Source organism: Kribbella sp. VKM Ac-2571 (assembly GCF_004362255.1).
GTDB classification, from domain to species: domain Bacteria; phylum Actinomycetota; class Actinomycetes; order Propionibacteriales; family Kribbellaceae; genus Kribbella; species Kribbella pratensis.
In genome coordinates this window covers 267801-278485 of the sequence record NZ_SNWS01000013.1, presented here as the reverse complement: position 1 = coordinate 278485, position 10685 = coordinate 267801, and the positions used below count along the sequence as shown (strand labels likewise).

General features: G+C 68.2%; 12 protein-coding genes. 4 read left to right on the top strand and 8 right to left on the bottom strand.

The window, feature by feature from the left end; all coding sequences use genetic code 11:
• Positions 1-184 precede the first annotated feature (184 nt).
• A complete protein-coding gene (locus tag EV651_RS27595; protein ID WP_133788154.1) occupies positions 185-862 on the bottom strand; it encodes a TetR/AcrR family transcriptional regulator C-terminal domain-containing protein in 678 nt (225 codons plus the stop codon).
• A gap of 84 nt (positions 863-946) precedes the next feature.
• Between EV651_RS27595 and EV651_RS27590 the strand changes: the two genes are divergently transcribed.
• On the top strand, positions 947-1993 hold the full coding sequence (locus EV651_RS27590) for an NAD(P)-dependent alcohol dehydrogenase (RefSeq protein WP_238157227.1): 1047 nt from the start codon (positions 947-949) through the stop codon (positions 1991-1993).
• Positions 1994-1999: 6 nt separating this feature from the next.
• Here EV651_RS27590 and EV651_RS27585 read toward each other — a convergent pair whose 3' ends face one another.
• On the bottom strand, positions 2000-3025 hold the full coding sequence (locus EV651_RS27585) for an acyl-CoA desaturase (protein WP_133788153.1): 1026 nt from the start codon (positions 3023-3025) through the stop codon (positions 2000-2002).
• A gap of 269 nt (positions 3026-3294) precedes the next feature.
• On the opposite strand from EV651_RS27585, the gene EV651_RS27580 reads away from it, so the two are divergent.
• Both EV651_RS27580 and EV651_RS27575 read left to right on the top strand, forming a co-directional pair.
• The gene (locus EV651_RS27580; RefSeq protein WP_133788152.1) at positions 3295-4593 is read left to right on the top strand and encodes a sensor histidine kinase; all 1299 of its coding nucleotides are present in this window, start codon (positions 3295-3297) and stop codon (positions 4591-4593) included.
• Positions 4545-5192, top strand: coding sequence for a response regulator transcription factor (locus EV651_RS27575; protein WP_133788151.1), 648 nt, complete (start codon positions 4545-4547; stop codon positions 5190-5192). The genes EV651_RS27580 and EV651_RS27575 overlap by 49 nt, the downstream gene beginning before the upstream one ends.
• On the opposite strand, the gene EV651_RS27570 is transcribed toward EV651_RS27575, so the two are convergent.
• From EV651_RS27570 to EV651_RS27555, 4 genes are read right to left on the bottom strand one after another with little or no spacing between them, the layout of a single operon-like run.
• Positions 5170-5925, bottom strand: coding sequence for an amino acid ABC transporter ATP-binding protein (locus EV651_RS27570; RefSeq protein ID WP_133788150.1), 756 nt, complete (start codon positions 5923-5925; stop codon positions 5170-5172). The genes EV651_RS27575 and EV651_RS27570 overlap by 23 nt on opposite strands.
• Positions 5922-6773, bottom strand: a complete 852-nt coding sequence (locus EV651_RS27565) for an amino acid ABC transporter permease (RefSeq protein WP_133788149.1) — start codon at positions 6771-6773, stop codon at positions 5922-5924. The genes EV651_RS27570 and EV651_RS27565 overlap by 4 nt, the downstream gene beginning before the upstream one ends.
• A complete protein-coding gene (locus EV651_RS27560; protein ID WP_133788148.1) occupies positions 6770-7627 on the bottom strand; it encodes an ABC transporter substrate-binding protein in 858 nt (285 codons plus the stop codon). Before EV651_RS27560 ends, EV651_RS27565 begins: the two co-directional genes overlap by 4 nt.
• A gap of 10 nt (positions 7628-7637) precedes the next feature.
• Entirely contained in the window at positions 7638-8435 is a 798-nt protein-coding gene (locus tag EV651_RS27555; protein WP_238157226.1) for a helix-turn-helix domain-containing protein, read from the bottom strand.
• Between the two features lie 50 nt (positions 8436-8485).
• On the opposite strand from EV651_RS27555, the gene EV651_RS27550 reads away from it, so the two are divergent.
• Entirely contained in the window at positions 8486-9268 is a 783-nt protein-coding gene (locus tag EV651_RS27550; RefSeq protein ID WP_133788147.1) for a phytanoyl-CoA dioxygenase family protein, read from the top strand.
• Between the two features lie 55 nt (positions 9269-9323).
• Here EV651_RS27550 and EV651_RS27545 read toward each other — a convergent pair whose 3' ends face one another.
• Together EV651_RS27545 and EV651_RS27540 are read right to left on the bottom strand one after the other, a co-directional pair.
• The gene (locus tag EV651_RS27545; protein ID WP_133788146.1) at positions 9324-10373 is read right to left on the bottom strand and encodes a zeta toxin family protein; all 1050 of its coding nucleotides are present in this window, start codon (positions 10371-10373) and stop codon (positions 9324-9326) included.
• Positions 10370-10675: a hypothetical protein gene (locus tag EV651_RS27540; protein WP_133788145.1), complete on the bottom strand. Its 306-nt coding sequence runs from the start codon at positions 10673-10675 to the stop codon at positions 10370-10372. The genes EV651_RS27545 and EV651_RS27540 overlap by 4 nt, the downstream gene beginning before the upstream one ends.
• Positions 10676-10685: the final 10 nt, after the last annotated feature.

The window sequence follows — 10685 nt, the reverse complement described above, 5'->3', positions numbered from 1 at the left end:
CGACCGACCTAGACCGTCACCCCGGCTCCCGCCGAGTCCCAACAGCAAGCACCATATCGGTGCCCACAGCAAGGATGGTGCCCTAGTGACCGGCTACGCCCTCGACCGGCACGCGCCGACCGACACGCCTTTGACACACCCCGAGTTGCGTGCACCAGGAACTGTGACGGTGGCGCGGGGTCGGTTAGGGGGTTGTGGTTGCTCGGGTTGTGAGGGCGTCGAGGATCAGGTCTAGGCCCCAGGTGAACTCGTCGCCGAAGTCGTAGCCGGGGCGTAGGTAGTAGTCGGTGGCCATCTCAACGAGGTGGGGGTACTCGCCGGTCGAGAATCGTTCCATGATCGGCTCGGCGACGTCGGCGACGGTGTCCGAGCCCTCGAAGGGCAGACCGGCTTCCTGGAGCGCGAAGCCGTATGTGTAGCTGTCGAGCATCGCGTAGGCGTGAGCCGTCAACGCCTGGGAGAAACCGGCGGCCCGGAGGGTGGCGATGACCGCGTCGTGGTGTCGCAGAGTCGCCGGCCCGGGACTCGTGCGCGACTCCATCAGCCCGATCGCCCAGGGATGGGCCCGCAGCACCCGGCGCGCCGAGTCCGCTCGCCGGCGGATCTCCGTACGCCAGTCGCCGCCGGGCTCGGGTAGCTCGATCTCGCTGAACACGAGGTCGACGATGCCGTCGAGGATCTCGTCCTTGTTGGCGACGTAGTAGTAGACCGACATCGGCTTCGCACCCAGGCTCTGCGACAGCGAGCGGATCGTCAGGGAGTCGATTCCACCGGCGTCAGCCACCGCGACGGCAGCCCACAGGACGCGTTCCCGGCTGAGCCGGGGCCGTTCGCCAGGGCTGTCGTCCGTCTGTTCAGTCATCTCACTCCAGCCGAGCCATAGTGCTTTCGTACTTTGTACTGTAGCTTCTCGTACTAAGTACGACGACCCGACACGAGGACAGTCATGACGAGCACAGCGGCAGGAAGCCAGGCATCGGATGCCACCACCCCCGGCGGGAGGCCGGCAGCTGCCGCTTCGATGCGCGCGATCGTGCAGGACTCGTACGGCGACGCCGGCGTACTGCGCCACGAACGCATCGCCCGTCCGCAGATCACCGCCAACGAGGTCCTGGTCCGGGTGCACGCCGCGGGGCTGGATCGCGGCACCTGGCACCTGATGACCGGCAAGCCGTACCTGATGCGGATCGTGGGCCTCGGCTTCCGCCACCCGAAGGACAGGGTGCCGGGGCGTGACCTCGCCGGAACGGTCGAGGCCGTCGGTCCCGCGGTGACCGGGTTCGCCGTCGGCGACGAGGTGTACGGCGTTGGCCGCGGCGCGTTCGCGGAGTACGCCGTGGCTGTCGAGGACAAGCTGGCCCACAAGCCGAAGGACCTGTCGTTCGAGCAGGCAGCTGTGGTGCCGATCTCAGCAGGGACCGCACTGCAGGCGTTGACCGACCACGGCCGGATCGAGGCAGGGCAGCGGGTGCTGATCATCGGCGCGTCCGGGGGTGTCGGCAGCTACGCCGTACAACTGGCCAAGGCCTTCGGCGCGGAGGTCACCGGCGTGGCGAGCACAGCGAAGCTGGACCTCGTGCGCTCCCGGGGCGCCGACCGGGTCCTCGACTACACCCGCGACGACTACGCCGACGGCACCCACCACTACGACCTGGTCCTCGACATCGCCGGGAACCCCAAGTTGTCCCGGCTGCTCCGCGCGCTCACACCCAAGGGCACCGCGGTGCTCGTCGGCGGTGAGGACGGCGGCGATCTGACCGGCGGCATGAACCGGTCCCTCCGGGCGCTGATGCTGTCGCCGTTCGTCGGCCAGCGGCTGGCCTGGTTCGTCGCCCAGGTGCGGGCCGGCGACCTCGAGCGGCTCAACGAGCTCCTCGAGGCCGGTCAGCTGAAGCCGAGCATCGACCGGACGTACCCGCTCGACCGCGTCCCGGAAGCCATGCGCCATCTCGCGTCCGGGCAGGTCCGCGGCAAGGCCGTCATCACCATCTGAGGACTGCTACGCGGTCGCGCGGAGTTCCTCGCCGACGTCGTGCATGTGGCGCAGCCCTAAACGGTACGACTCGATGAGGCTCGTTGAAACGTAGGGCATGTCGATGCTCTCGCAGTACTTGCGCACGATCGGCTGGGCGAAGCGGAGGTTGGCGCGCGGCATGCTCGGGAAGAGGTGGTGCTCGATCTGGTAGTTGAGTCCGCCCATCATCCAGTCGGTGACCAGACCGCCGTTCACGTTGCGTGAGGTGAGCACCTGCTTCTCCAGGTGGCCCCAGTTGCTGTCGTCGTCGGGCATCTCCATGCCCTTGTGGTTCGGCGCGAACACGCTGCCGAGGTGCAGCCCGAAGATCATGTGGTGGACGAGCGCGAAGACGACCGCCTGGCCCGGCGACAGGATCAGGAACAGCGCGGTGAAATACAGCACCAGGTGCGCGGCCATCAGGCCGAGCTCGACCTTCTCCGTACGGCGGCGGGCGAGCAGGAAGCGGATGCTCGACACCTTGAGGTTGAAGCCCTCCAGGGTGAGCAGCGGGAAGAAGATCCGCGCCTGGTTACGGCTCAGCCAGCCTTCGAGACCCTTGCGGCCTTCAGCCTGCTCGAGGGTCCAGACCAGAACGCCCTCGCCGACGTCCGGGTCCTTGTCGGTGTGGTTCGGGTTGGCGTGGTGCCGGTTGTGCTTGTCGTTCCACCAGCCATAGCTCATGCCGAGCAGGAGGTTCCCGTGCAGCATCCCGATCCAGTCGTGCAACTTGCGCGAGCTGGCGATCTGCTGGTGCCCCGCGTCGTGCCCGAAGAACGCCGCGCGGGTGGTCAGGATCCCCATCGGGAGCGCCAGCAGCAGTGCCCACCACGAGCTGCCGATCACAGCGACGGCCGCCCACGTCAGACCGAGCAGAACCGCGTTGATCCCGATCGCCATCGCGTACGCCGCCGTACGGCGCTCCAGCAGGCCGGCAGCCTTGATCTCCCGTAACAGTGGGGAGAAATCGGAACGGCGGGTAGCAGCAGGTGACGCGACAGGCTGTGCCATCAGGTCCTCGTCTCAGTAGCGGGGGAAGGCCTAGGCGTACAGCCGCGGCCAGCGTAGTGCATCAAGCCTCGTCGCCCTAACCTCCGAAAGCATGAGAGTTACTACCCGAATCGGCTGTGGAGTCAGACCCCAAGAGGCAGTGGGGATAACACCACTGCGAGAGATCTCACGCTCGGTCATGATGGAGGCATGGACGAACGCAGTGAGTTCATCAGAAGGCACAGCGCATCTCGTGTCTCATCCGCGCCCGGAGCGAAGCGAGGACGTGGATGAGCACCGTTGCCACGACTGACGCGCCTCCGATGCGCTACCCGAAGCTTGCGCAGCCGTGGATCGCGCTGTTCCTCGCGATCCTGGCCGAGCTGGGCATCGCTCTGTTCGTGCTCAGCGTGGTCTCCGTCCCGCTGATCGCCGTGTGGGTCGGGATCCCGTTGCTGCTCGTCGTCGTACCGGCCGCGCGGTGGTTCGCGAACTGCCACCGCACGCTGCTGGCCGGCTTCCTCGGTGAGCGGATCCCGCGCCCGTACAAGAAGCCTCCGATGCCCGGCATGCTGATGCGGCTGCGGACGATCCTGACCGATCCGCAGACCTGGCGGGACATCGTCTGGCTGCTGGTGAACGCGGTGATCGGATTCACACTGTGCCTGCTGAGTGCCGTTCTCTTCCTGGCCACACTGTTCTATCTGGTCTACCCGCTGCTCGTCGGCGTCACGCCGGAGGGTGTGTTCACCGAGCCGTTCGGCGGGTTGTTCACGGTGAACTTCTGGACCAGCTTCCTGCTGATGCCGGTCGCGCTGCTGGCATTCATAATCTGGAACGCCGCCGGCGAGCGGCTGCTGAAGGCGAACGCGTTCGTGGCCCGCTCACTGCTCGGCCCGACCGAGAGCGCCAAGCTGGCGATGCGGGTCCGCGAGCTGGCCGAGTCGCGGGCGGAGACCGTCGACACCCAGGCGGCCGAGCTGCGCCGGATCGAGCGCGACCTGCACGACGGCGCCCAGGCCCGGCTGGCCGCGCTGAGCATGAACCTCGGCATGGCCGAGGAGATGGTGGCGCGTGACCCGGCCCAGGCGGCTGCCCTGCTGACCGAGGCCCGCGAGTCGGCGAGTACGGCGTTGTCCGAGCTGCGCGATCTGGTCCGCGGGATCCACCCGCCGGTGCTCGCCGACCGCGGTCTGGACGGCGCGGTCAAGGCGCTCGCGATGTCCTGCCCGTTCAAGGTCGACGTCACCTTCGACGTACCCGGCCGTCCGCCGGCGCCGGTCGAGTCCGCGGCGTACTTCGCGATCGCCGAATGCCTCGCGAACGCGGTGAAGTACTCGGCGGCGACCACCGCCTGGATCCAGATCACCCACGAGGACGAGAAGCTGCACATGATCGTCGGCGACGACGGTGTCGGAGGTGCCGTGATCCGGCCCGGCGGCGGTCTGTACGGTATCGAGCGGCGGCTGGCCGCCTTCGACGGTACGTTGACCGTGGTGAGCCCGAGCGCCGGGCCGACCACCGTGATCATGGAGCTGCCTTGCGAGTCCTCATCGCTGAAGACCACGCCCTCCTCCGGGACGGCCTGATCCGCCTGCTGGAGGCGCACGACTTCGAGGTCGTCGAGGCGGTCGACAACGGTCCTCGTCTGGTGCCCGCGCTCGTGGAACACCGGCCGGACGTCGCAGTGGTCGACGTACGGCTGCCACCGACCTTCACCGACGAGGGCCTGCGGGCCGCGATCGAGGCCCGCAGCCAGGTCCCGGGGCTGCCGATCCTGGTGCTCTCGCAGTACGTCGAGCAGCTGTACGCGCGGGAGCTGCTGACCGGCGGCGGAGGCGGTGTCGGGTACCTGCTCAAGGACCGGGTGTCGAACGTCGCCGACTTCCTCGATGCCGTACGCCGGGTCGCGGCCGGCGGGACTGCGATGGATCCGGACGTGATCGGTCAGCTGCTGGCCCGGAACACCCGCGACGAACCGATCGGCCGGCTCACGCCGCGCGAGTCCGAGGTCCTCGGCCTGATGGCCGAAGGCCGCTCGAACGCCGCGATCGCCGCCGCCCTGTTCGTCACCGAGAAGGCCGTCAGCAAGCACACGAACAACATCTTCTCGAAGCTCGACCTGCCCCCGTCCGAGGACGACAACCGCCGCGTGATAGCGGTCCTCACTTACCTGTCGTCCCGCTGACCCGTCGCAGGAACTCCTGCGTGCGGGCCTCGCGGGGAGCGTCCAGGACCTGGGCGGGTGGGCCGATCTCGAGCGGCCGGCCGTGGTGCAGGAAGCAGACCTGGTCGGCGACGTCGCGGGCGAAGGCCATTTCGTGGGTGCAGACGAGCATCGTCATCCCCTCGGACTTCAGCTCGCGGAGCAGGTCGAGGACCTCGCCGACGAGTTCGGGGTCGAGCGCCGACGTGACTTCGTCGAGCAGCATCAGCTGCGGCGAGTTCACCATCGCGCGGGCGATCGCGGCCCGCTGCTGTTGACCGCCGGACAGCTCGTCCGGCTTGGCCGACGCCTTGTCCGCCAGGCCGACGCGCTCCAGCATCTCCATCGCCCGGGCGCGCGCCGCATCCCGTGGCACCCGGTGCACCCGGATCGGCGCCAGCGTGATGTTGTCGAGCACGGTCAGGTGCGGGAACAGGTTGTACGCCTGGAACACGATCCCGATCCCGGACCGCACCTTGTCCGCGTCGACGCGCGGATCCGTGATGTCCGCGCCGGCCAGCTCGATCACGCCGTCGTCGACCGTCTCCAGGAGGTTCACGCAGCGCAGCAGCGTCGACTTCCCGGACCCCGAGGCCCCGATCAGTACGACGCACTCCCCCGCCGCGACCTCCAGATCCATCCCGTCCAGTACGACGTTGTCGCCGTACGCCTTCCGCACACCGCGGAGACTGAGCAGATTCTTGGGCAAACTCATACCGGTCCGCCTCCCCCGCCGTACCAGCCCTGCCGGCGCGCGACGTAATCGGTCAGGCGCGTCAGCGGGATCGTCAGCGCGACGAACAGCAGCCCTGCGACGACGTACGGCGTGAAGTTGAAGTCCTCCGCCGTCTCCAGTTGCGCGGCCCGGATCGCGTCGATGACACCGAGTACCGCGATCAGCCCGGAATCCTTCTGCAGGCTCACGAAGTCGTTCAGCAGCGGCGGCAGCACTCGCCGTACCGCCTGGGGAAGGACGACGAAGCGCAACGTCTGTCGATAACTCAGTCCGAGTGATCGCGCCGCCGCCCGCTGCGACGGATGCACCGACTCGATACCGGCCCGGAACACCTCCGCGACGTACGACGAGTAGGTCAGGACGAGGGCCGCTCCGCCCCAGATCACCGCCTGGTTCGGCAACCCGCGCAACTGCAGGGCCGGTACGCCGAAGCCGAGCAGGAAGATCACCAGCAGCAAGGGCAGGCCGCGGAACACGTCCGTGTAGGCGGCCGCGAACGCCCGCAGCGGGAAGAAGATCGGTCCCCGCGACGTCCGCATGATCGCCAGCGTCAGCCCGAACACCACGATCAGCACCGCGCAGACCAGCATCACGCGGACGTTCAGCCAGAGGCCCTCGGCAACGACCGGCAACGCCTCCCAGCCGCGATGGACGTCGAAGAACGTCGCCCGGACCCGCGGCCAGCCCGGCGTGGAACCGATGCCCACGACAACCAGCGCGAGCAGGATCACCGAGCTGACCAGCGCGATCACGGTCGATCGCCGCGCCTGCCTGCGCCGGTACGCGATCCGCTCGCGCTGCAGCTCCGATGGTTGCCAGGTACTCACGAGATTTCGGGCGCGCCGGACTCGGTCAGGTACTGCTTCTGCAGGTTCGCCAGGGTGCCGTCGGACTTGAGCGCGTCGACCGCTTGCGTGACGCAACCGGTCAGCTTCGAGTTCTTCTCGAGCACGAACCCGAACTGCTCCGCCTGCCCGCCGGCCGGCAACTGCCCGACGATCTTGCCGTTGTCGAGCTGCGCCGCGGTCATGTAGAACGCGGTCGGCAGGTCCACGACGATGCCGTCGATCTGCTTGTTCTTGAGCGCCTGCACGGCCAGGTCGTTGGTGTCGAACACGGCCGGCTTCTGCTTGGGCTTCACCTGGTCGCGCAGCGCGGTGTAACTCGTCGTACCTACCTGAGCCCCGAGCTTCGCATCGGCGAGCTCGGCGACGGACTTGGCGTTGGCGATCTTGCTGCCTTCGGTGGTGATCACGGTCTGGCGTACGTCGTAGTACCCGGAGGAAAAGTCGACGGCCTTGCGGCGGTCCTCGGAGATCGACACCTGGTTGACGTCCAGGTCGAACGCCTTCGGGCCGGGCGCGAACGCGGTGTTGAACTGCACGGTCTGCCACTTCACCGCGGCCTGTTCGAACCCGAGCTTCTTCGCCACCGCATAGGTGACCGCGGACTCGTACCCCTTGCCGTTGCTCGGGTCGTTGCCGTTGAACCACGGTTCGTACGCCGGCTTGTCGGTGCCGACCGTCAGCGTGCCGGCCGTCTTCACCGCCAGCTTGTCCTTCGCACACGCATCCGCGCCCGACGGCGTCGAGGACCCGGACGAACTCTCCTCCGGCGCACACGCCCCCAGCCCCACGACCGCCAGCACGGCCAGCCCCACCACAACTGCACGCGTTCTCATGCGCAGAACTCTAAGACCTCTTGCGGTACGCCGTGGGGCTGGATCCAGTGTGCAGACGGAAGCGGGTGGAGAAGTAGAGCGGGTCGGCGTATCCGACCTGGGCGGCGACCGAGGCTACCGGCCGGCCGGTGAGTTCGAGGAGGCGGGCGGCGGCGTCGAGGCGACGGCGTTCGACGAACTGCTGCGGCGTGACACCGACTTGCTCGCGGAACAGGTGCGCGAAGCGTGACACCGACAGATTCACGGCACGAGCCAGCCGCGGTACGTCGAGACTCGCGGTGAGGTCCTGGTCGATCAGCTCGATCGCGCGCAACAGGCGATCGTCGATCTGCACGGCCTTCGGGTTCTGGGTGTCGCACCACAGCAGCGCCGCTTCCAGCGAGTTCGCGCTGAGCTGCTCGGCCTGGGGCAGGACGCTGTGTTGATGCCGTACGGCGTCGCGCAGGTGGTCGGCGATGCGCTCGAAGGTCGGTCCGGCGGGATGGAGCTGAACGATGCCGGGAGCAACTTCCGGCCAATCGAGCAGCGGCAGCCAGTCCGGCTTCGGGTGCATGTGCGCGTACCGGAAATGCCAGCGGTCACCGACCGTGGCATAGTCGTGCACGGTGCGCGGACGGACCAGCGTGACGCTGCCCGGCGCGGCCGCGACCTGACCGAATCGTCCCTGGCCGTCGAGGGTCAGGACCAGCAGCCAATCGGTCGTTCCGCGCCGCCGATACGTCGCGTACTCAGGGCCTTCGTCGAACTCACCGGTCACCAGCCGACGAACCACCGGATGCGGTGCCTCAGCAGGATATCGAAGGTTCACAGCTCGATAGCGTATCGCTGCCCGCGCCTCGGCCGCCGCATCCTGGACACATGACAGTCGTGGACATCTACCAGCGGGACGGCATCGTCCAGGTCCCCCAGTTGCTCGAACCCGCCGAGGTCGAGCGGATCAAGACAGTCTTCATGGAGCAGGTCGCCGTCGATCACTCGCTCGCCATCGACGACGGCGTACCGGACGACGATCCGCTGGCGAAGTACCCGCGGTTCGTGCACCCGCACCGGGCGAGCGACACCGAGGTCGGCAAGGTCTCCATGGAGCTGATGCTCGACGACCGGATCCTCGATGTCGTCCAGGCGCTGATCGGCCCCGCGCTCGGCGCTCAGTCGATGTTCTACTTCAAGCCGCCGGGCGCCCGCGGGCAGGCGCTGCACCAGGACAACACGTTCCTGCGCGCCGACCCGGAGACCTGTCTCGCGGCCTGGATCGCGGTCGACGACGTGGACGCGGACAACGGCGGGCTGGCAGTCGTCCCGGGCTCGCACAAGACCGAACTGGTCTGCCCCGAGCCGGCCGACCTGACCGAATCCTTCACCAGCGTCGAGGTCCCGGTGCCGGACGGCCTCAGCAAGGTGCAGACGAAGATGAAGGCCGGCGACGTCCTCTTCTTCCACGGCAGCGTCGTCCACGGCTCCCGCCCGAACTCCACCGACGACCGCTTCCGGCGGTCGCTGATCTTCCACTACATCCCGGAGGACAGTGTGGAGATCGCAGCCTTCTACAACCCCCTGGTCCGCCCCGACCGCCGCGAAACAGTCCTCCCCGAAGCCATCGGCGGCGGCCCCTGCGGCGACTACGCCCAGGCCGAGCCGTAAACCCGCCCCCTTCGACAGCCGCCGCCGAGGACGAGCAGGTGGTCCGGCGCCAGGCTCAGCGGTCGCGGGTGTGACCTCGGCCCGTCGGGGTGCTGCCCGAACCGCCGCGTGCGCCGGATGCAGTGTCCGGCGCCGTGATCCCGCTCGCCGGGGCGATCCCGGACCCTGCGACGCGCTGGGTGGCGGCGAGGCGGGCGTCGATCCGCTGATCCGGTGCGGGTTCGCGGCCGTGGTCCTCGGGCGAGGCCCGCGCCGCCTCCCGCATCATCGCTTCGCTGACCGCGTCCCGCACCGGTTCGGCCACCTCGGGCTCGTGCCGGAGCAGTCCCATCGCCGTCTGCCGGAACTGCTCCTGCTCGGCCGGCGTCGGCGGGCGGTCGCGCTCGTCGATGATCGCCTGCCGCGCCCCGGGCTCCCGCTCCATGGTCCCGTCCGGCAAGCGGTGGTTCTCGAACACTACGTTCCCGTCCCGGTCGACGACGTAGATGTCGTCGACGTACGCCTGCGACTCGAGCGCATGCGCCGCATCCGGCGCGCCCCGGTACGCCTGATCATGCAGCCGCGGATCCACCCACCGGCCGACGCCGTTGGCATCCACAGCTTCCTGGTACCGCTCCGCCACGCCGAGCAGACTGTTCGCGTCGTTGGTCGCGACATAGACCACTGCGACGCGGTATCCCTGGTTGGCGAAGCCATCCACCCACGGCTTCGCTCCCGCCTCCCACGACAGCGGTGCACTCGCGACGACGTCGTACTGCGTCTCACCTTTGGTCAAGTGATCGATGCAGCGCCGATGCAGATCCGGCGGCAGGCTCTCGTGGACGTCCCGATGCGCGTCGATCCGCCCCTTGCTCAGGATCGCGCGGTACCGCGGATGTGCTTCGGCGTTCTCGTCGAAGTCGTACGACGCGGTCGTCTGCTCACCGAGCGAGCGCTGGACGAGCCGTTGTGCGGTCGACTTGCCCGCGGCCGGCTGCCCGCCGATCAGCACGGCCAACGGCCGGACGCCGGGAGCCCGCGTGGGTCGCTCCCCTGGCGTGATCTCGGCCAACCGCTGGTCGACGACCGCTGCGGACTCGGCCGACGTCAGCGCGAGGTCGTTCATTCGCCGAGTTCTGCTCGCAGTTGGGACAAGACGCCCGGATAGGTCCGCAGTACGTCGGCCCGCTCCGCGTCCGTCATACCCACGTGCCGGCGGAACTCGTCGGTGTAGAACGTCCGCTTCGCCTCGAGCTCGGACTTCCGGGCCTCATCGGTCTCGAGGGCGATCAGCGAGTTGTAGCACGTCAGCACACCGCGGATCAGGTTGTAGACGCGCTCGCGTTCCTTCCTTTCCGCGTGGCTCAGTGGAGGGATGAACTGGCCACCTAGCGCCTCTGTGATGTGCTTTTTCGGCTCCTCCGGCATGGAGCCAGCG

What these genes read in the sequence shown, in the direction of transcription:
- EV651_RS27595 (WP_133788154.1), bottom strand. Translation starts at nt 862, where the DNA reads ATGACTGAACAGACGGACGACAGCCCTGGCGAACGGCCCCGGCTCAGC.
- EV651_RS27590 (WP_238157227.1), top strand. Translation starts at nt 947, where the DNA reads ATGACGAGCACAGCGGCAGGAAGCCAGGCATCGGATGCCACCACCCCC.
- EV651_RS27585 (WP_133788153.1), bottom strand. Translation starts at nt 3,025, where the DNA reads ATGGCACAGCCTGTCGCGTCACCTGCTGCTACCCGCCGTTCCGATTTC.
- EV651_RS27580 (WP_133788152.1), top strand. Translation starts at nt 3,295, where the DNA reads ATGAGCACCGTTGCCACGACTGACGCGCCTCCGATGCGCTACCCGAAG.
- EV651_RS27570 (WP_133788150.1), bottom strand. Translation starts at nt 5,925, where the DNA reads ATGAGTTTGCCCAAGAATCTGCTCAGTCTCCGCGGTGTGCGGAAGGCG.
- EV651_RS27560 (WP_133788148.1), bottom strand. Translation starts at nt 7,627, where the DNA reads ATGAGAACGCGTGCAGTTGTGGTGGGGCTGGCCGTGCTGGCGGTCGTG.
- EV651_RS27550 (WP_133788147.1), top strand. Translation starts at nt 8,486, where the DNA reads ATGACAGTCGTGGACATCTACCAGCGGGACGGCATCGTCCAGGTCCCC.
- EV651_RS27545 (WP_133788146.1), bottom strand. Translation starts at nt 10,373, where the DNA reads ATGAACGACCTCGCGCTGACGTCGGCCGAGTCCGCAGCGGTCGTCGAC.
- EV651_RS27540 (WP_133788145.1), bottom strand. Translation starts at nt 10,675, where the DNA reads ATGCCGGAGGAGCCGAAAAAGCACATCACAGAGGCGCTAGGTGGCCAG.